Origin of the sequence: Nocardioides sp., assembly GCF_031397825.1 — a bacterium.
Classification (GTDB): Bacteria; Actinomycetota; Actinomycetes; order Propionibacteriales; family Nocardioidaceae; genus Nocardioides.
On sequence record NZ_JANNML010000042.1, the window covers coordinates 1 to 18,567 of the forward strand.

18 protein-coding genes and 1 tRNA gene are annotated in these 18,567 nt (G+C 70.9%); 5 read left to right on the forward strand and 14 right to left on the reverse strand.

All coding sequences use genetic code 11. The annotated features are described in order from the left end of the window. The 8 genes from RMN98_RS03200 to RMN98_RS03235 all read right to left on the reverse strand — a co-directional run. Positions 1 to 1,111, reverse strand: a 1,111-nt coding sequence (locus RMN98_RS03200) for a PEP/pyruvate-binding domain-containing protein (RefSeq protein ID WP_309647360.1), incomplete at its 3' end; no start/stop codon positions are given. Further along, on the reverse strand, positions 1,095 to 2,015 hold the full coding sequence (locus RMN98_RS03205) for a universal stress protein (protein ID WP_309647361.1): 921 nt from the start codon (positions 2,013 to 2,015) through the stop codon (positions 1,095 to 1,097). The genes RMN98_RS03200 and RMN98_RS03205, both read right to left, overlap by 17 nt. A gap of 130 nt (positions 2,016 to 2,145) precedes the next feature. Then, on the reverse strand, positions 2,146 to 2,736 hold the full coding sequence (locus RMN98_RS03210) for a CBS domain-containing protein (RefSeq protein WP_309647362.1): 591 nt from the start codon (positions 2,734 to 2,736) through the stop codon (positions 2,146 to 2,148). A 20-nt stretch (positions 2,737 to 2,756) separates the two neighbouring features. Then, the gene (locus RMN98_RS03215) at positions 2,757 to 3,179 is read right to left on the reverse strand and encodes a pyridoxamine 5'-phosphate oxidase family protein (RefSeq protein ID WP_309647363.1); all 423 of its coding nucleotides are present in this window, start codon (positions 3,177 to 3,179) and stop codon (positions 2,757 to 2,759) included. A 27-nt stretch (positions 3,180 to 3,206) separates the two neighbouring features. Further along, entirely contained in the window at positions 3,207 to 3,716 is a 510-nt protein-coding gene (locus tag RMN98_RS03220) for a DsrE/DsrF/DrsH-like family protein (protein WP_309647364.1), read from the reverse strand. A gap of 9 nt (positions 3,717 to 3,725) precedes the next feature. Next, positions 3,726 to 4,040, reverse strand: coding sequence for a TusE/DsrC/DsvC family sulfur relay protein (locus RMN98_RS03225; protein WP_309647365.1), 315 nt, complete (start codon positions 4,038 to 4,040; stop codon positions 3,726 to 3,728). Further along, the gene (locus tag RMN98_RS03230) at positions 4,037 to 5,323 is read right to left on the reverse strand and encodes an FAD/NAD(P)-binding oxidoreductase (protein ID WP_309647366.1); all 1,287 of its coding nucleotides are present in this window, start codon (positions 5,321 to 5,323) and stop codon (positions 4,037 to 4,039) included. The genes RMN98_RS03225 and RMN98_RS03230 overlap by 4 nt, the downstream gene beginning before the upstream one ends. A gap of 12 nt (positions 5,324 to 5,335) precedes the next feature. Next, the gene (locus RMN98_RS03235; protein WP_309647367.1) at positions 5,336 to 5,890 is read right to left on the reverse strand and encodes a hypothetical protein; all 555 of its coding nucleotides are present in this window, start codon (positions 5,888 to 5,890) and stop codon (positions 5,336 to 5,338) included. A 215-nt stretch (positions 5,891 to 6,105) separates the two neighbouring features. Here RMN98_RS03235 and RMN98_RS03240 point away from each other — a divergent pair, with 215 nt between their 5' ends. From RMN98_RS03240 to RMN98_RS03250, 3 genes are read left to right on the forward strand one after another with little or no spacing between them, the layout of a single operon-like run. After that, positions 6,106 to 7,050, forward strand: coding sequence for a universal stress protein (locus RMN98_RS03240; protein WP_309647368.1), 945 nt, complete (start codon positions 6,106 to 6,108; stop codon positions 7,048 to 7,050). Further along, complete coding sequence (locus tag RMN98_RS03245; protein WP_309647369.1) at positions 7,047 to 9,638, forward strand: cation-translocating P-type ATPase; 2,592 nt, start codon at positions 7,047 to 7,049, stop codon at positions 9,636 to 9,638. Before RMN98_RS03240 ends, RMN98_RS03245 begins: the two co-directional genes overlap by 4 nt. A gap of 7 nt (positions 9,639 to 9,645) precedes the next feature. Then, positions 9,646 to 10,008, forward strand: a complete 363-nt coding sequence (locus RMN98_RS03250; protein ID WP_309647370.1) for a hypothetical protein — start codon at positions 9,646 to 9,648, stop codon at positions 10,006 to 10,008. Positions 10,009 to 10,032: 24 nt separating this feature from the next. Here RMN98_RS03250 and RMN98_RS03255 read toward each other — a convergent pair whose 3' ends face one another. The 4 genes from RMN98_RS03255 to RMN98_RS03270 form a co-directional block, all read right to left on the reverse strand. Continuing rightward, positions 10,033 to 11,823: a BCCT family transporter gene (locus RMN98_RS03255; RefSeq protein WP_309647371.1), complete on the reverse strand. Its 1,791-nt coding sequence runs from the start codon at positions 11,821 to 11,823 to the stop codon at positions 10,033 to 10,035. Positions 11,824 to 12,020: 197 nt separating this feature from the next. After that, entirely contained in the window at positions 12,021 to 14,222 is a 2,202-nt protein-coding gene (gene katG, locus RMN98_RS03260) for a catalase/peroxidase HPI (protein WP_309647377.1), read from the reverse strand. Between the two features lie 78 nt (positions 14,223 to 14,300). Next, positions 14,301 to 14,738, reverse strand: a complete 438-nt coding sequence (locus RMN98_RS03265) for a Fur family transcriptional regulator (protein ID WP_309647372.1) — start codon at positions 14,736 to 14,738, stop codon at positions 14,301 to 14,303. A 106-nt stretch (positions 14,739 to 14,844) separates the two neighbouring features. Beyond that, a tRNA-Leu gene (locus tag RMN98_RS03270) sits at positions 14,845 to 14,930 on the reverse strand. 78 nt (positions 14,931 to 15,008) lie between these two features. On the opposite strand from RMN98_RS03270, the gene RMN98_RS03275 reads away from it, so the two are divergent. After that, positions 15,009 to 16,340: a M20/M25/M40 family metallo-hydrolase gene (locus tag RMN98_RS03275; protein WP_309647373.1), complete on the forward strand. Its 1,332-nt coding sequence runs from the start codon at positions 15,009 to 15,011 to the stop codon at positions 16,338 to 16,340. 15 nt (positions 16,341 to 16,355) lie between these two features. On the opposite strand, the gene RMN98_RS03280 is transcribed toward RMN98_RS03275, so the two are convergent. Next, complete coding sequence (locus tag RMN98_RS03280; protein ID WP_309647374.1) at positions 16,356 to 16,577, reverse strand: DUF5703 family protein; 222 nt, start codon at positions 16,575 to 16,577, stop codon at positions 16,356 to 16,358. Beyond that, positions 16,574 to 17,524, reverse strand: a complete 951-nt coding sequence (locus RMN98_RS03285) for an aldo/keto reductase (RefSeq protein ID WP_309647375.1) — start codon at positions 17,522 to 17,524, stop codon at positions 16,574 to 16,576. The genes RMN98_RS03280 and RMN98_RS03285 overlap by 4 nt, the downstream gene beginning before the upstream one ends. Positions 17,525 to 17,614: 90 nt before the next feature. On the opposite strand from RMN98_RS03285, the gene RMN98_RS03290 reads away from it, so the two are divergent. Beyond that, complete coding sequence (locus RMN98_RS03290) at positions 17,615 to 18,439, forward strand: undecaprenyl-diphosphate phosphatase (RefSeq protein ID WP_309647376.1); 825 nt, start codon at positions 17,615 to 17,617, stop codon at positions 18,437 to 18,439. The last annotated feature ends 128 nt before the right edge of the window (positions 18,440 to 18,567 follow it).

Consider the following 18,567-nt stretch of genomic DNA (forward strand, 5'->3'; position numbering starts at 1 on the left):
GGAGCGCCTCGTCGGCATCGATGAGGCCCTCGCCGAGCATGGTCGCGGCGATCCGGAACGCGGCTTCTGGAGTGCGCTTCCCCACGCGGGTCTGGAGCATCCACAGGGTGTTCTCCTCGATCGTGAACTCGACGTCGCAGAGGTCGGCGTAGTGGTGCTCGAGGGTGGCCAGGTGGCCCAGCAGTGCGTCGTACGCCGGCGGGTCGATCCCGGCGAGGTCGGCCAGCGGCACGGTGTTGCGGATCCCGGCGACCACGTCCTCACCCTGGGCGTTCTGGAGGTAGTCGCCGTAGGCACCACGGCGCCCCGAGGCCGGGTCGCGCGTGAAGCAGACACCGGAGCCCGAGGTCATGCCGCGGTTGCCGAAGACCATCGCCTGCACGTTGACCGCGGTGCCGAGGTCCTCGGGGATGCCCTCCTGGCGGCGGTAGAGCGCGGCGCGGTCGGTGTGCCACGAGCCGAAGACCGCGCGGACGGCCAACCGCAGCTGCTCGCGCGGGTCGTGCGGGAAGTCACGCCCGGTGTGCTCACGGATGAGCGCCTGGAAGGTGGCGACGAGCTCACGCAGGTCGTCGACGTCCAGCTCGAGGTCGAGCGTCGCGCCCCGCTCGGCCTTGACCGCGTCGAGGGCCGAGGCGAAGACGGAGGCATCGATGCCCAGCACGGTCGCGCCGAACATCTGGAGCAACCGCCGGTAGGAGTCGAGGGCGAAGCGATCGGTGCCGTGCTGACGGGCGAGCCCGACGACGGAGGCGTCGGTGAGCCCGATGTCGAGGACCGTCTCCATCATCCCCGGCATGGAGAACTTGGCGCCCGACCGGACTGACACCAGGAGCGGGTCGTGAGCGTCGCCGAGCGTGCGGCCCATGGCCTCCTCGAGCAGGCTGAGGTGCCGGCTGATCTCGGCGTCGAGCTCCGCCGGCTCCACGCCGCCGGCGAGGTAGGCGCGACAGGCCTCGGTGGTGATCGTGAACCCGGGGGGCACCGGGAGCCCCAGCCGCGTCATCTCGGCGAGGTTGGCGCCCTTGCCCCCCAGGAGGTCCTTGAGGTCCTTGTTTCCGTCGGCGAACGCGAAGACGTAGGTGCTGGCGACCTCAGTGAGCGGTGACATGGGTCCGGGTCCTGTCGCTCTGGGGCACCACGGCGACCGAGCACGCGGCGTGTTCGACGATGACCGGGGTGACCGAGCCGTAGATCACCTCGTCGAGGAACGGCTTGGCCTGGTGACCGACGACGATCAGGTCCGCGGTGGCCGAGGCGCTGATCAGGCGTGCGTCGACGAAGCCGCGCGTGAGCTGCAGGTGCACCGGCACGTCGGCGTACTTCTCGCGCAGCGGAGCCACGGCTGTGGTGAGGAGCTGGCGCTCCGCCTCGACCCCGGGTTCGTCGTCGGGCACGTCCACGGCGCCCTGCGACACCGTCACGACGTCCCAGAAGCAGTGGAGGACGGTCACGGGCAGCGAGCGCGCGGAGGCGACCTCGAAGGCGAGCTCCAGGACACCGACATCGCCCTTCTCGAGCGCCACGAGCACGCCACCGGGGACCGGCGCCGTCGCCCGCGTGCGCACGACGACGACCGGGCAGGAGGAGTGCTTCGTCAGGGCGAGGCTGACCGAGCCGAGCAGGAAGCTGCGCATCGGGCCGAGACCGCGGGACCCCACCACGACGAGGTGGGCCTCGGTGGCGAGGTCGAGCAGCGCCTGGCGTGGGTCTGCCAGCCGCATGGAGACGTGCACGACGAGGTCCGGGTGCGCCGCGGTGACACGCGCCGTGGCCGCGTCGAGCAGGTCGCGGGACTCGGCGCGCAGCTGTGCATGGACGAGCGCGGGGTCGATGCCCATCGTGCCGAGCCAGGCCGACCCGGAGGCGGCCGGGAAGGGAGCGGCATGCGAGATGACCAGCGGGCGTCGGGACAGGACCGCCTCCGACGCCGCCCAGTCGAGCGCGGCGTCCGAGGGGGCGGAGCCGTCGATGCCGACGACGATGCTGTCTGGGGGGACGTGCTCGGTGCTCATGGGGACTCCTGGGTGTGGCATCGGCTCGACTGTCGTTCCTCAGCCTCGCGGTGGGCATCCCTGACGATCAGGGGCGTTGGTCCCCGGGCCCCGGGGCCGATGGTCCTGCTGGCCTCCGTGGCCAGGGAGCTCAGCCGATGCGGACGTCCACCACGCCCGACACCGCACGTGCGGCCAGGGCCGCGAGGGCCTCCTCGCTGGTGCCCGAGGGACCCTCGACGCGGACGATGCCCGCCTCGACGTCGACGAGCCAGCCGTCGTGCCCGAGATCGTGCATCATCGCGGTGACCTCCGCCTCGATCGCGCTGTCGGCGCGCGCCAGGATGCGCACGACGTCGCTGCGGCTGACGACCGCGACGACGCGTCCGCGCTCGTCGACGACCGGCAGGCTCTTGATGCTCGTGGACGTCATGAGCTCGACGGCGTCCGCCAGGTCGTCATCCGGACGCACGCTGATCGCGTGGGGTGTGTAGACCTCGTGGACGGCTTGCGGCAGCGCCATCCGCTCGCCTGCGTCCGGGATCTCGTGGAGGCGTGGGTCCCGGGTGAGGGACTCGCGGATCAGGTCGGCCTCGCTGACCATGCCCTGGAGGTGACCGTGGCCGTCGACCACGGGCAGGGCGGTGAGGCGGTGCTCGGCGAGCAGTGTCAGGGCCGCCTTGATCCGGGTGTCGGGGGTGACGGTGGTCGGGGTGCCGCTCATGGCCTCGCGGACGAGCATGGGAGTGCCTCTTCTCTCGGTCAGGGGTGGGCGGGGGCGCCGAGCCGGCGACCCGTCACCTGGGTGGGGGAGACCTGCACGTAGGCGACGCGCGGGCCCGTGGGCCAGACGTCGAGGACGTGCAGGTGCTCGGGCACGTCCTCGCCCGTCACGAGCTCGGCGGTGCCGAGGACGAGCACGCTCCAGCCGGAGCGGGTCACCTCGTCGATCTCGTCGACCTGGATCGCGACGGCTCGGTCGAGGGCATCACGGACCAGCTCGGAGCTCAGGCTGGTGCGCAACCACAGGGCGCCGTCCACGAGGCTCAGGTTGACCGGCACCACGGCCGGTCCCTGGGGACGTGACCAGGCCAGGCGACCGATCTTGACGTCCTGCAGCAGGGCCCAGCAGTCGTACGGCGTGAGGGCGGCCAGGCGGCCGCCTTGCTGCTTGATGGTGCTCATGGTCGCGTGCCTCTCGTGGTGGGGGACTCAGATGAAGAGGAGCTGGGCGCCGTCGGTCTTCTCGATGAAGTCGCTGGCGCTGATGATGTCCTCGACCCCGTCGAAGAGGTCGTCGACGCCCAGGTGCTGCATGTCCGCCGACATCCGGCAAGCCCACAGGTGCCCGCCGGAGTCCACGATCTGCTGGAGGAACTCCGGGACCTCGGGGATGTCCAGCTCGGCGATCGTCCTGCGCATCTGGTGGGTCGCCATGGCGGTCATGCCGGGCATTCCGCTGATGGCGGTCGGCAGGTGCGTGGCCGGGTTGCCGACGGGGGTGAACTTCAGGTCGGCCATGGTGCGCTTGTTGATCATGTCGAAGCCCCAGAAGGTGAAGAACAGGTGCACGGTCACGCCCTCACCAAGGGCGGCGTTGGCGAGGACGAGGCCGGGGTAGGCCATGTCCAGGCTCCCCTTGGAGCAGATGATCGCGAGGGTGCGATCGGTGGCCGGTGCTCCGAAGTCGGGCATGGTCGGGGTGGTGTCGGTGGTGGTCATCTCGGGCTCCTAGACGCAGCCGCGGGGCTTCGGGAGCCCGGCGACGTAGGCCATCTTCTTGGCGGGCTTGGTGGGGAAGAGCTGGAAGAGCTCCTTCATGGGCACCTGCAACGAGGTGCTGACCCGGCGCAGGGTCGGGGTCTCGCCGGTCGAGGCGTGGTCGGCCCGCAGGAACTGCAGGATCCTCCAGTGCCGCTCGTCGAGCTCGATGCCCAGGAGGGCCGACAAGGCGCGGGCCATGTCCTCGTCCCACTCCGCAGGCTCGGTCAAGAAGCCCTCCTGGTCGACGTGGACGGTGCGACCGTCGATGGTCGTGGTGCTCATGGCAGATGCTCCTTCTCCGGGAACGTGGCGCCCGGCTCGGTGTGGTGGGCAGGAGGCGGGAGGTGCTTGCCGGCCATCGACATGTCGGTGGGCATCGGCAGCCGACCGGGCAGGAGGAGGTTCCAGTAGACCCAGGAGAAGGCGGTCTTGCCCGCGTGGTTGGCCCGGGTCTCCTCCAGGAGGGTCATCGGACCGAGGACGGGGACGGGGAACTTGCCGGGCAGCGGCTCGACGTCGTAGTTGAAGTCGATCAGCAGCGCCTTGCCGTCGCCGCTCTCGACGAAGCAGTTGGCGTGGCCGTCGAAGTGGTGCGTCAGCGGCCTGCCCTCGACGTGGTCGAGGAAGTTGTCGACGAACACGTCGACCGAGTAGTGCGCCACCGAGCCCGCCTTCGAGGTCGGGATGTCACCGGCGTCCCCGACGGCGAAGATGTTGTCGTGGCCCGTGGCGAGGAACGTCCCCCGATCCACGGGCACGTAGTTGAGCTCGTCCCCCAGCCCTGAGCGGGCCACGAAGTCGGCGCCCATGTTGAGGGGGACGGTCACGAGCAGGTCGAAGGGGACCTCGCGCTCGTCGTAGGACACCAGGCACTGCCGTTCGTTGTCGATGGACTCGACCATGAAGTCGGTCTCGACGAGGATCTTGCGGTCCTCCAGCAGGTGCCCGAGCCTCGCGGACGCGACCGGCTTGGTGAAGGCCCCGGGCAGAGGGGTGACGTAGACGATCTCGACCTGGTCGCGCTGTCCGCGGCGGCGGAGCATCGCCTCGGCGAGCAGGGTGAGCTCCAGCGGCGCGACCGGGCACTTGATCGGCATCTCCGTGACGTGCACCACGAGCCGGCCGTGCGTGAAGTGCTCGAGTGCCGCGCGTAGCGCGACCGCGCCCTCGAGGGTGTAGAACTCATGGACCTTGTCGCGCCAGAGGGCACCGGTGGTGCCAGGGGTCTGGTCGGGGCGGGGGGTGGTCCCCGAGGCGATCACGAGCTGGTCGTAGGGCAGCCGTGTGCCGTCGGCGAGGACCACCACGTCGTCGGCATGGTCGACGAGGGACACCTCGCCGGTGATGAAGTGCACCCCGTCGTGCAGCTGGGCGTGGCGGGAGCGCACGACGTCGTGGGGCGACATCATCGCGAAGGGCACGAAGAGGTAGCCAGGCTGGTAGTGGTGGTCGTCGTCGCGGTCGACGACGGTCACCTGCCACTGGTGCGGGTCGAGCAGACGCCGCATCCGGTTGGCGATCATGGTGCCGGCGGTGCCGGCGCCCAGGATGAGCAGATGGCGCATGACGCGGTCCTCTCAGGATGTCGGAACGGGGGCGAGGCGGTGACGGGTCTCCAGGGCCAGCAGCCGTCCCCAGGCGGTGGCGCGCTCGGTCTCGCCGTCGACGAGGTCGCCTTGGATGTCGGTCACCACGAAGCCCGTGGGACGCGAGACCAGGCGGAAGCCGCGACGGGTGATCAGCCGGGCTGCCCGGCTGGACGCGGCCTTCGGCAGGTGGCGGAGCTTGGTGACCCGGGTGTCGAAGGTCGCGAGCAGGTGGCCGTGGCCGAGGGGCATGGTCGCGATCCACTCGCGCAGACCGTCCCCCTCGGCTGCCGCCGGAGGAGCGCCCTGGCGCACGGCGTCCTGCCGGGTCCCGGGTCGGCTGAGGGAGAAGGCGTGGGTGGGCCCGCCGACGACCAGCAGGTCGAAACCGGAGGGGTCCACCCCCGCGGCGTCGCGGACACCGAGCGCGGTCACGTCGAGGCCGCCCTCCTCCAGGCCCTCGGTGACGCACCTGGCGACGGTGGCGGTGTTGCCGAACATCGACTCGAAGACCACGAGCGCTCGCACGTCGACCGGGTGGTTCATGGCGACTCCTCGTCGTCGGGGTGGGCGCCCCGATGGCGCCTCCTTCCTCACCTTGGTCCTCCCTCGGCCCGCCGTCAGGGGTCCCGGGTCAGCACCCCGGGGGCCGAAGGTCCCGACCCTCGGGGCACATCGGCAGGTCCGGGCCGGAGCGCCCGGATGGTTCGGTGGGATCGCCGGTTCCCCGGACCGCCACCGATGCCACCAGGAGGTACGTCATGCTCGAGGCCACGACCCGCAAGGTCCTCGTCGCCGTCGCCGGCGACGAGGACGCGACCGGTGCCATCGCGTACGCCGCGCAGGAGGCGCGTCGCCGAGGGTGCGGCGTCCACCTCGTCAGCGTCGTCCACCCGGTGGCGACCAGCGCCGAGGGGGCATCCTTCAACATCCTGGAAGGCATGCTCCACAGCGCCAGCGCGTCGGCGCTCCACCAGGCGCGACGCCAGCTGGTCCGCGAGCTCGGGGACGACGTGGCCGTGACCACGGAGGTCGTCCACGGGGCGGTGGTGCCGACCCTGGTGTCGTCCAGCGACCGCGCCCTCGTGGTCGTGCTGCAGCGCCAGCCAGGTCGCGGGGCACGCATCCCGACCCTGTCGGTCACCAGCGGTGTCGCCGGTCGCGCCCACGTCCCCGTGGTCTCCGTGCCCACCGGGTGGTCGGGCGCCTCGACGGCGGGGGCGGTGCTCCCGGTCCTGGTCGGACTGAGCGACCCGATCGCCGGCGAGCGCGTGGTGCGGACCGCCCTCGAGGAGGCGCGTGCCCGCCGCGCGCCGCTGCGGGTGCTGCACACCTGGCACTTCACCGACCACTACGACGACCTCGTCTTCGAGGGACAGGCGGGAGTGCGGCACGAGGCGCAGCTGTTGGCCGACGTCATCGAGAGGCTCCGACCGCTGCTGGAGGAGTACCCGGACGTCGAGACGCAGGTCCGGACGCAGCACGCCCACGTCGCGGACGCCCTCCAGGCAGCCTCCGGACAGACCCAGCTCCTCGTCGTCGGCCGACACCGCTCGCGGATCCCCCTGGGCCGGCACCTGGGCTCGACCACCCGCGCGGTGCTGCGCGAGGCACGCTGCCCGGTGATGGTGGTGGACCCGGTCCCGGCCCCGGCCGGGACCGCTCGAGAGGCCCAGCTCCAGCACGTCGGAGGACCGGCGACGTGACCTCGGCGGTGTCGTCACTCGGGGGACTCACCAGCGCCGAGGCGGCGCGCCGGCTCGACCTGCAGGGGCCCAACCTGGCGCCGCGCGCGCGACCCCGCAGCATGCTGTCACGGGTCCTGAGCCAGCTGCGCGACCCGATGATCGTGCTGCTCCTGGGGGCCCTGGTCGTCGTCATCGCCCTGGGAGACCTCAGCGACGCGGTCATCATCCTGGCCGTGATCGTCCTCAACACCCTGATCGGCGTGGTCCAGGAGCTGCGGGCCGCGACCGCCATCGCGGCGCTCGACCGTCTCTCGGCGCCTCACGCGACGGTCCTGCGCGACGGGGTCCCGGTCACCGTCGACGGCGCCGAGGTCGTGCCGGGAGACGTCGTGCGCCTCGAGGCCGGCGACGTCGTCCCCGCGGACGGCACCGTGGTCGAGGCCGCCGGGCTGCAGATCGACGAGTCGGCGATGACGGGGGAGTCCGTGCCCGTCGGTCGGGGTCCCGGGGAGGAGGCACAGTCCGGGACCGTGATCGTGCGGGGCCGGGCGCTGGCCACCATCACGCGCACCGGTGCCGACAGCGGGCTCGGCCGCATCGCCGCGGCACTCGCCGACACCACCAACCGGGCCACCCCGCTCCAGCAGCGGCTCGCCCGGCTCTCGCGCCAGCTGGTCGTCCTGACGCTGGGCCTGACGGCCGTCGTCTTCCTCCTGGGGCTGCTCCGCGGCGAGGGCGCCGCCGACATGCTGATCCTCGCCGTCAGCCTCGCCGTCGCGGCGATCCCAGAGTCGCTGCCGGCCGTCGTCTCGGTCTCCCTCGCCATGGGGGCCTACCGGATGGCCCAGCAGCACGCCCTGGTCCGGTGGCTGCCGGCGGTGGAGACCCTCGGCTCGGTGTCGGTGCTGGCCTCGGACAAGACCGGCACCCTCACCGAGGGTCGGATGCTGCTCCAGGGGCTGTGGACGCCGATGTGCAGCTGGCAGGTGTCCGGCCACGGCTACGACGCCGTCGGCAGCGTCACCGTGTGCGACGGTGATCCCGGTGATCCCGGAACGCTCGACCTCCTGCTGCGGGACCTCGTCCTGTGCAACGACGCCGAGGTGCACGGCCCCGATGCCGGGACCTGGCGGATCGTCGGGGACCCGATGGAGGCCGCCCTGCTGATCGCGGCGCTGAAGAGCGATCCGGCCGCCGTGTCGGGATCAGCCCGTTGGAGCAGGGTCGAGGAGATCACCTTCGACAGCAGCACGCAACGCATGACCACGGTGCACCGTCAGCTCGGCCCCGACGACGGGCAGCACCGGGGCCCGTGGTGGACGGTGTGCAAGGGGGCGCCGGAGGCGGTGCTGGACCTGGTCGAGCCAGGGCCGGAGGTGGAGAGGGCCCGTGCCGAGGCCGAGCGGCTGGCGCGCGAGGGCTTCCGGGTCCTGGCATTCGCGGACGCCCGCTCCTCGAGCCGCCCGGCGACCGACCGACTCGAGGAAGGCTTGGTCCTCCGGGGACTGGCCGCCATCTCCGACCCGGCGAGCCCGCACGCGGCGGACGTCGTCCGTGCATGTCGCGAGGCCGGCATCCGCACGGTCCTGATCACCGGGGACCACCCGGCCACGGCTCGGGCGATCGCCGACCAGATCGGTCTCCTGGAGCCCGGTGTCGAGCTGGTCGAGGGCGACCTGGTCGCGGCCGGCGGACACGTCGACCGGGTCGACCGGATCGGCGTCTACGCCCGCACGCGCCCGGAGCAGAAGGTCGACATCGTCGCTGCCTGGCAGGCGCGCGGAGCCGTCGTGGCCATGACGGGGGACGGCGTCAACGACGCGCCGGCGCTGCGGCAGGCCGACATCGGCGTCGCCATGGGGGACCGGGGGACGGAGGTGGCGCGCCAGGCGGCCGACCTGGTGCTCGCCGACGATGACCTCCGCACGGTCGTGAGGGCCGTCGCCGAGGGACGACGGATCTACGCCAACATCCGGATGTTCCTGCGCTACGGCTTGTCGGGCGGCATGGCCGAGATCCTCGTCATCCTGCTCGCGCCCTTCCTGGGGATGGTCGTCCCGCTCGCCCCGGGCCAGATCCTGTGGATCAACATGCTCACCCACGGCGTGCCGGGTGTGGCCTTCGGCGGGGAGCCGCTGGACCCCCGGGACATGGCTCGACCGTCACCGTCACCCGAGCGCTCCGTGCTCAGCGGGGCCCTGCTCGGTCAGATCCTGCTGGCCGGGAGCCTGATCACCGCGTCCTCACTGGCCGCAGGGCTCCTGGCCCCCGTCGGCGCGGTCCAGACCTGGGTGTTCCTGGCGCTGGGGCTGGCCCAGCTGGGCGTCGGGCTGGCGATCCGCTCTCCGCGTCAGGGCCTGGCCCTGCGTTCCCGGTCACTGGAGGCGGCGCTCCTGCTGGCGGCCCTGCTCCAGGTGGCGGCCGTGACGTGGGCTCCGCTCCAGGAACTGCTCGGCACCACTGCCGTGTCGTGGTCGCAGGGGGCCCTGATCCTGGGCTTGGCGGCCCTGCCCGGGCTGGTCGTCGCCGGCCTGCGGCTGCTGCAGCGGCCGCGACCGGACTCCGGGACCTCGGTCCCTGGTGTGGTCGCTCCGACCGGGGGATGATCGGCCCATGAGCTGGTTGGAGATCGACGGACACCATCTCCGGGTGCGCTTCACCCGGGCCGAGCACGTGCTCGGACTCGTGCGCGACCAGAGCATCCCGCTCTCCTCGATCGAGTCCGTCGAGCTGGTGGGCTCGTGGCGCGAGGCCAAGGGAGTGCGGGTGGGCCTGGACCTGCTCGGCCTTCGTCGGATCGGCACGTGGCGTCGCCGAGGACACCGACAGCTCGTGTCGTTGCAGCGTGGCGTCCCGGCGTTGCGGATCGCGCTCTCCGGTGAGAAGTACGACGAGCTGCTGATCAGCACACCCGAGGTCGAGCTGCTCGAGTCGTGCCTCGGCTGGCGCCCCGCGGCGAGCGCCCCGAGCAGCTGACCAGCAGCCTCGTCGTACGACAGCTCAGCGCCGGGCGTCCTCCGCGACGTCGCTGGTGGCGAGGTCGTCCTCTGCGGCCTCCGGATCCCGCTCGACGGCGAGCACGAAGTCGTCCCCGTGCTCGGTGACACCGGTGACGACGGCGGCCTCGACGGCCTCCTGGGCATAGGCCTGGCGCACCATGAGGGGGTCGGAGCGCAGGTCCTTGACCAGCGCGACCGCCAGCCCCACCATCACCAGGACGAACGGCAGGGCCGCGACGATCGTGATCGTCTGGAGACCCGTCAGGGCGTCCGATCCGCCGACCAGCAGCATGACCGCCGCGACGGAGCCGGTGGCGACGCCCCAGAAGATCACGGTGGGCTTGCTCGGGTGCAGCGTGCCGCGCTCCGAGAGCGTGCCCATCACGATGGAGGCGGCGTCGGCGCCGGACACGAAGAAGATCGCCACGAGCACCATCACCACGATGCTCGAGACCGTCGCCAGCGGGTAGGCCTCGAGGGTGGTGAAGAGCTGGGTCTCGATGCCGCCCGCCCCCGCGATGTCGGTGCCGCTCTTCTGCTGGTCGATGGCCGCCCCGCCGAAGATGGCGAACCAGACGAGGCTGACCAGGCTGGGGACCAGCAGGACGCCGGTGACGAACTGGCGGATGGTGCGACCGCGCGAGATGCGCGCGATGAACATGCCGACGAACGGCGTCCACGAGAGCCACCAGGCCCAGTAGAAGACGGTCCAGGTCTGGAGCCAGGCGTTGGTCTCGTTGCCTTCCGCGCCGGTGCGCGCGGCCATCATCGACAGGTCCTGCACGTAGGAGCCGAGCGAGGTCGGGATCAGGTTGAGGATGAAGACCGTCGGGCCGACGATGAAGACGAAGAGCGCCAGCGAGACGGCCAGCACCATGTTGATGTTGGAGAGGTACTGGATGCCCTTGGAGACACCCGAGACCGCTGAGAGCACGAAGGCTGCGGTGAGCACCGCGATGATCCCCACGAGCACCGCGTTGCCGGTGGCACCCCAGCCGGTCACGATCGTGAGGCCGGAGCGGATCTGGAGCGCACCCAGGCCGAGCGAGGCGGCCGAGCCGAACAACGTCGCGAAGATCGCCAGCATGTCGATGACCTTGCCGGCCGGTCCGTGGGCACGCTCGCCGAGCAGCGGCTCGAAGGCGGCGGAGATGAGCTGCAGCCGGCCCTTGCGGTAGACGCCGTAAGCGATGGCCAGACCGACGACCGCGTAGATGGCCCACGGGTGCAGTGTCCAGTGGAAGAGCGTCGTGGCCATCGCGTTCTGGGTCGCCTCGGGGTTGCCGACCGCGCCGGTGCCCGGCGGCGGCGTCGCGAAGTGGGTGATGGGCTCACTGACGCCGTAGAACATCAGGCCGATGCCCATCCCGGCGCTGAACATCATCGCGACCCACGAGACCGTCCGGAACTCCGGCTGCTCGCCGTCCCGGCCGAGCGTGATGTTGCCGAAGCGCGACAGCGCGAGCCAGATCACGAAGACGACGAAGGCGCTCGAGGTCAGCACGAAGAGCCACCCCGTGTTGGCCATGGTCCAGCCCAGCGTGTCGCCCGAGGTGGTCGCCAGCGAGTCGGTGCTGACCAAGCCCCAGACCAGGAACGCGACCGCGATCGCCGCCGTGACGCCGAAGACGAGGCGGTCCAGCCCGGACCGGGCCGGCTGGGCATCCTCGACAGGAGCGTCGAGGGCCGGGTGGGTGTCGTCGTACGACGCGTCGTGCGGTGCGTCGACCGTGTCGCGCTCAGCGTCGGGGTCCTGGTCAGGGCTGGTGGTGCGTGCTTGCTGTGTCGTCACGTGTGTCGGCGCCGTGAGGCGCCGCCTCCTTCGGGCGTCGATGGCAAAGACGCGGTCTCGTCCGGAGTGACTGGACAAAATGACCGCACTTGTCCAGGTTGACCACTTCCTGGCGTGCCAAACACGGGGGCGCACGTGAGACGGGACACCCCGCCTGCCGTAGGCCGGCAGGCGGGGTGTCGATCGTGCTGGTCGGATCAGGCCAGGTCGAAACGGCCCAGCTCCATGACCTTCGTCCACGCGGCGACGAAGTCGCGCACGAACTTCTCGCGGGCGTCGTTGCTGGCGTAGACCTCGGCGATCGCGCGCAGCTCGGAGTTGGAGCCGAACACGAGGTCGGCGCGGGTGCCGGTCCAGACGACCTCACCCGAGCCGTTGCGTGCCTCGAACGTCTCCTGCGCCTCCGAGGTCGACGTCCACGTCACGCCCATGTCGAGCAGGTTGACGAAGAAGTCGTTGGTGAGCGAGCCAGGGGTGTGGGTGAGCACGCCCAGCGACGACCGGTCGTAGGTGGCGCCGAGCACGCGCAGGCCGCCGACCAGGACGGTCATCTCCGGCGCGCTGAGGTCCAGCAGGTTGGCGCGGTCGACCATGAGGTACTCGGCCGGGAGCTTGTGGCCCTTGCCGACGTAGTTGCGGAAGCCATCGGAGGTGGGCTCGAGCGCGGCGAACGAGTCGGCGTCGGTCATCTCCTCGCTCGCGTCGGTGCGTCCGGGCGTGAAGGGGACCGACACGTCCTGGCCGGCCGTGCGGGCGGCCTGCTCGACGCCCGCCGCTCCGGCCAGCACGATCAGGTCGGCCAGCGAGATCTTGGCCGCACCGTCCTGGGCGTTGAAGTCGGACTGGATGCCCTCGAGCGTGCGCAGCACCTGGGCGAGGTCGTCGGGGTTGTTGACCTCCCAGCCACTCTGGGGCTGGAGCCGGATGCGGGCACCGTTGGCACCACCGCGCTTGTCGCTCGCGCGGAACGTCGAGGCCGAGGCCCAGGCGGTCGAGACCAGCTGGGTCACGTCCAGTCCCGAGGCCAGCACCTTCTCCTTCAGTGTGGCCACGTCGGCTGCCGAGACGAGCTCGTGGTCGACGGCCGGGACGGGGTCCTGCCAGATGAGCGTCTCCTGCGGGACCAGGGGGCCGAGGTAGCGCTGGATCGGGCCCATGTCGCGGTGGGTGAGCTTGAACCAGGCGCGGGCGAAGGCGTCGGCGAACTCCTCCGGGTGCTCGAGGAAGCGTCGCGAGATCTCCTCGTACACCGGGTCCACGCGCAGCGACAGGTCGGTGGTGAGCATCGTCGGCGGGCGGTTGAGCGTGCCGTCCTCCGGGTCGGGCACGGTGTTGGCGCCGCCGCCGTCCTTGGGCTGCCACTGCCAGGCGCCGGCGGGGCTCTTGGTGAGCTCCCACTCGTAGGCGAAGAGGTTCTCGAAGTACTTGTTGCTCCACTGGGTGGGCGTGGAGGTCCAGGTGACCTCGAGGCCGCTGGTGATCGCGTCGCGACCCTTGCCGCTGCCGAAGCTGTTCTTCCAGCCGAAGCCCTGCTCCTCGATGGCGGCGCCCTCGGGCTCGGCACCGACGTGCTGCTCGGGGTCGGCCGCGCCATGGGTCTTGCCGAAGGTGTGACCACCGGCGATGAGCGCCACGGTCTCGACGTCGTTCATCGCCATGCGGGCGAACGTCTCGCGGATGTCGCGGGCCGCAGCGAGGGGGTCGGGCTGCCCGTTGGGCCCCTCGGGGTTGACGTAGATGAGGCCCATCTGGACGGCGGCCAGCGGGTTCTCGAGCTCGCGGTCACCGGTGTAGCGCTCGTCGCCGAGCCAGGTCTGCTCGGGACCCCAGTAGACGTCCTCGTCGGGCTCCCACACGTCGGCGCGGCCGCCGGCGAAGCCGAAGGTGGTGAAGCCCATGGTCTCCAGCGCGCGGTTGCCGGTGAAGACCATCAGGTCGGCCCACGAGATCTGGGCGCCGTACTTCTGCTTGATCGGCCACAGCAGACGACGGGCCTTGTCGAGGTTGCCGTTGTCGGGCCAGCTGTTGAGCGGGGCGAAGCGCTGCATGCCCGCTCCCGCACCGCCGCGGCCGTCGCTGATGCGGTAGGTGCCGGCGCTGTGCCACGCCATCCGGACGAAGAAACCGCCGTAGTGGCCGAAGTCAGCGGGCCACCACTCCTGGGAGTCGGTCATCAGGGCGTCGACGTCGCGGGTCAGCTCGTCGAGGTCGAGGCTCTGGAAGGCCGTGGCGTAGTCGAAGTCCTCGCCCATGGGGTTGGCGGCGACCTGGTGCTTGCGCAGGATCTTGAGGTTGAGCTGGTTGGGCCACCAGTCGCGGTTGCCGACTCCCTCGGTGGGGTGCGAGGGGACGCGGGCGTGAGCGACGGGGCAACGCGCCTCGCTCTCCTCCGAGTTCATGTCGCCGACGGTGGCGTCGTGCTTGGTGGTGTCAGACACAGGGAATCCTTCCGGGTCCAGCTGGTGCGATGGGTGGGTTCAGGAGCTGCGTGCGGGGGCGGTGGAGCAGCCGGGGCAGACGCCCCAGTAGGTGACCTCGGCCTCGTCGATCGTGAAGCCGTGGTCGTGGGACGCGGTGAGGCACGGCGTGCTCGCGACGGCGCAGTCGACGTCGGCGATCGCACCGCAGGAGCGGCACACCACGTGGTGGTGGTTGTCACCGACGCGCGACTCGTAGCGCGCGACCGAGCCCGAGGGCTGGATGCGACGGACCAGGCCCGCGGTCGTGAGCGCCCGGAGCACGTCGTAGACGGCCTGGTGCGAGACCTCGCCCAGGCTGGCGCGCACGGCCCCGATGATCGAGTCGGTGTCGGCATGCGGATGGGCGTAGACCGCGGCGAGGACCGCGGTCCGGGGGCGGGTCACCCGGAGCGAGGCACCGCGCAGGGCGGTCTCGACGTCCGGGGTGGTGAGCACCCCGGCAGTCTGTCGGACTTTCTTGAATGATTCAAGATCTGTTGCCGCATAGCGCCGGTGGGGGCCGAAATGAACAAAAGGCCCCGTGGAGCCGGGGCCTTCTGAGTGTCCGAGGGGGGACTTGAACCCCCACGCCCTAATACGGGCACTAGCACCTCAAGCTAGCGCGTCTGCCAATTCCGCCACCCGGACGAGTGCGGTGGAACAGTAGCAAAGGAGGGACCCATGGGCCGCATCGGGGGTCGGTGCGTGCGGTGCTTTGATGGGGGCATGACTGCCGACGTCGACGATCTGACCTACGACCCCGCGGCGGAGGTCGTCGAGCTCTGCCGTGACCTGATCCGGATCGACACGAGCAACTACGGCGACCAGGACGGTCCGGGGGAGCGCAAGGCTGCCGAGCACGTCGCCAGCCTGCTCGACGAGGTCGGCATCGAGTCGCGTCTCTACGAGTCGACGCCGGGTCGCACCTCGGTGGTGGCCCACTGGGGCGGCGACGGTGGTGCGATGCCCGAGCGGGGTGCGCTGCTCCTGCACGCGCACCTCGACGTGGTGCCCGCTGCGGCCGAGGACTGGCAGGTGGACCCGTTCTCCGGGGAGGTCCAGGACGGTTACGTCTGGGGTCGGGGAGCCGTCGACATGAAGGACTTCGACGCGATGCTGCTGTCCGTCGTGCGCGCGCGGGCCCGGGCCGGGCAGGTCCCCTCGCGGCCGATGGTGCTGGCCTTCACCGCCGACGAGGAGGCCGGCGGCCACCACGGTGCCCAGGTGCTGGTGGAGAAGCACGCCGAGGAGTTCGAGGGCTGCACCGAGGCCGTCGGCGAGGTCGGGGGGTTCAGCACGACGATCCGCGGCCGTCGGCTCTACCTGATCGAGGCCGCGGAGAAGGGCATGGCCTGGATGAAGCTCACCGCTCGCGGTCGCGCCGGCCACGGGTCGATGATCAACCGTGAGAACGCCGTGACGGAGCTGGCAGCCGCGGTCGCCCGGATCGGGGCCTACGAGTGGCCCGTGCGCCTGACGCCGACGATGCAGACGCTGCTGGCGGCCGTCGCCGAGCTGGCCGGCACCGAGGCCACCCCGGAGAACGCCGAGAGCCTGATCGAGGAGTTCGGCAGTGCCGCGCGGATGCTGGGTGCGGTCATCCGCAACACGACCAACCCGACGATGCTGGGTGCGGGCTATAAGGTCAACGTCATCCCTACCGAGGCGACCGCGCACGTCGACGGGCGCTTCCTGCCCGGCTACGAGGACGAGTTCTTCGCCACCCTGGCCGAGCTGTGCGGCGAGCACGTCTCGATCGACTACGTCTCGAAGCAGCAGCCGTGGGAGATGCCCTACGAGGGCGACCTGGTGGAGGCGATGACCCGCTCCCTCCTCGCGGAGGACCCCGGGGCCGTCGTGGCGCCCTACCTCATGAGCGGTGGCACGGACGCCAAGCACTTCACGCGTCTGGGCATGCGCTCCTACGGGTTCGCGCCGCTGCGGCTGCCCGCGGACCTGGACTTCACCGCGCTCTTCCACGGCGTGGACGAGCGGGTGCCCGTGGACTCGCTGGAGTTCGGCGCCCGGGTGTTCGACCGCTTCCTCGGGCAGGTCTAGCGCGACCGGGGGCCGTCAGAAGGTGGGGCGCAGCTGGCGGATGATCTTGCGGCGCAGCACCACCCGGCGGGTGCCGTCGGGGGTCATGTTGACGCGGTCGAGCTCCCAGCCGCCGTGCTCGGCGCGCTCGACGAGCAGCTTGGTCACGACGTTGCGGGAGAACTCGCGGTCGAAGGTGACGCGGTCGAACTCCCACTCCACCCCGGGCCGCGGCGGTCGTCGGTCATGTCGGCTCATCGAGCCTCTGAGACGTCGTCGAGGGCGGCGATGATCTCGGAGGGGAGCTCCTTGTCCTCGAGGTCGAGTGCTCCCTGGAGCTGGGCGGCGGTGCGGGCACCGACGATGGGCGCGGTGACGCCGGGCCGGTCGCGCACCCAGACGAGGGCGACCTCCAGCGGCGTCCAGCCGAGACCTTCCGCGGCGCGGACCACGGACTCCACGATGCGCCCGCTGCGGTCGTCGAGATAGGTGCCGACGAAGGACGAGAAGACCGACGAGGCGCCGCGGGAGTCCGACGGGGTGCCGCCGCGGTACTTGCCGGTGAGCACGCCGCGCCCCAGCGGGGACCACGGCAGGACACCCAGGCCGAGCGCAGCGGCCGCGGGGAGGACGTCGCGCTCGACCGCGCGGTTGAGCAGGGAGTACTCCACCTGGGTGGACGCCAGGGGAGCGCGCCCCGGGACCGCACGCTGCCAGGTGGCGGCGTGGGCGGTCTGCCACCCCGCGTAGTTCGAGATGCCGACGTACGACGTGCGGCCCGAGGAGACCGCGTGGTCGAGGGCGCCCAGCGTCTCCTCGATCGGCGTCTCGTCCGACCAGATGTGGACCTGCCAGAGGTCGACGTGGTCGACAGCGAGCCGCTTCAGCGACGCGTCGAGGCTCGAGAGGAGGTGGCCGCGCGAGGTGTTGGTGACCCGCTCGCCCGAGCGCCGCGAGATGCCGGCCTTGGTGGCCAGCACGATCTCGTCGCGGGCCACGACGTCGCCGATGAGGGTGCCGATGAGGGTCTCGGAGTCACCGTCGGTGTAGCCGGCGGCGGTGTCCATGAGCGTCCCGCCGGCCTCGGCGAACGCGATCAGCTGGTCGCGCGCCTCGTGCTGGTCGGTGTCCCGGCCCCAGGTCATCGTCCCGAGGCCCAGGCGTGAGACCTTGAGGCCGGTTCTGCCCAGTGACCGCTGCTGCATGGCAGCAAGGTAGTCGGCGCACCGCCCGATCGGCGCGGCGGCTCGCCCTGAGGACCGCGAAGTGCGGTGCGGGCCCTACTCTTGCGTCTCGTGTGGGACTACCTCCAGGCCGTCGTTCTCGGGATCATCCAGGGTCTGACCGAGTTCCTACCGATCTCGAGCAGCGCCCACCTGCGCATCTACCCGGAGATCTTCGGCTGGGGCGACCCGGGCGCGGCGTTCACTGCCGTCATCCAGATCGGCACCGAGCTGGCGGTGCTCATCTACTTCCGCCACGACATCTGGCGGATCGCCACGATGTGGCTCAAGTCCTTGGTCAAGCCGGAGTACCGCGGCCACCTCGACGCCCGGATGGGCTGGTTCATCATCATCGGCTCGCTGCCGATCGTCATCCTCGGCATCGTGCTCAAGGACGTCATCGAGAGCGACTTCCGCAGCCTCTGGATCATCGGCACGACCCTGATCGTCCTCGGCATCGTCCTCGGCCTCGCCGACCGCTTCGGCCGCAACGACAAGGAGCTCAAGGAGATCTCGCTGCGCGACGCCGTGCTGATGGGCGGTGCCCAGGCGATGGCCCTGATCCCCGGTGTCTCCCGCTCCGGCGCGACGCTGTCGATGGGTCGGATCCTCGGCTACGAGCGCGAGGCCGCCACCCGCTATGCCTTCCTGCTGGCCATCCCGGCCGTCGTCGGAGCCGGCCTCTTCGAGCTCAAGGAGATCCCCGGCGGGGACAACCCCTACGGCTGGGGCCCCACCATCGTGGCGACGGTCGTGTCGTTCGTCGTCGGCTACGCCGCCATCGCCTGGCTGCTGCGCTACGTCTCCACCCGCTCCTACACGCCGTTCGTGCTCTACCGCGTCGCACTCGGCGCTGCCACGTTGCTGCTCGTGGCTACGGGTGTGCTCGCTGCGTGATGGTGGGTGACGCGTCACCGGGGGTTGGGGGGGTGGTTGCCAGACACCCAAAAAAGCGACAGGTAGGGTGTGTTGTGGTAACAAAAAAAAAAAACTGGTGACGCGGCGGAGACAGCCGCGAAAAACCC

Bases quoted from the DNA above. Each gene is read 5' to 3' on its own strand.
- RMN98_RS03225 (WP_309647365.1), bottom strand. From the start codon at position 4,040: ATGAGCACCACGACCATCGACGGTCGCACCGTCCACGTCGACCAGGAG.
- RMN98_RS03280 (WP_309647374.1), bottom strand. From the start codon at position 16,577: ATGAGCCGACATGACCGACGACCGCCGCGGCCCGGGGTGGAGTGGGAG.
- RMN98_RS03275 (WP_309647373.1), top strand. From the start codon at position 15,009: ATGACTGCCGACGTCGACGATCTGACCTACGACCCCGCGGCGGAGGTC.
- RMN98_RS03285 (WP_309647375.1), bottom strand. From the start codon at position 17,524: ATGCAGCAGCGGTCACTGGGCAGAACCGGCCTCAAGGTCTCACGCCTG.
- RMN98_RS03205 (WP_309647361.1), bottom strand. From the start codon at position 2,015: ATGAGCACCGAGCACGTCCCCCCAGACAGCATCGTCGTCGGCATCGAC.
- RMN98_RS03240 (WP_309647368.1), top strand. From the start codon at position 6,106: ATGCTCGAGGCCACGACCCGCAAGGTCCTCGTCGCCGTCGCCGGCGAC.
- katG (WP_309647377.1), bottom strand. From the start codon at position 14,222: ATGAACTCGGAGGAGAGCGAGGCGCGTTGCCCCGTCGCTCACGCCCGC.
- RMN98_RS03235 (WP_309647367.1), bottom strand. From the start codon at position 5,890: ATGAACCACCCGGTCGACGTGCGAGCGCTCGTGGTCTTCGAGTCGATG.
- RMN98_RS03220 (WP_309647364.1), bottom strand. From the start codon at position 3,716: ATGACCACCACCGACACCACCCCGACCATGCCCGACTTCGGAGCACCG.
- RMN98_RS03210 (WP_309647362.1), bottom strand. From the start codon at position 2,736: ATGCTCGTCCGCGAGGCCATGAGCGGCACCCCGACCACCGTCACCCCC.
- RMN98_RS03230 (WP_309647366.1), bottom strand. From the start codon at position 5,323: ATGCGCCATCTGCTCATCCTGGGCGCCGGCACCGCCGGCACCATGATC.
- RMN98_RS03250 (WP_309647370.1), top strand. From the start codon at position 9,646: ATGAGCTGGTTGGAGATCGACGGACACCATCTCCGGGTGCGCTTCACC.
- RMN98_RS03215 (WP_309647363.1), bottom strand. From the start codon at position 3,179: ATGAGCACCATCAAGCAGCAAGGCGGCCGCCTGGCCGCCCTCACGCCG.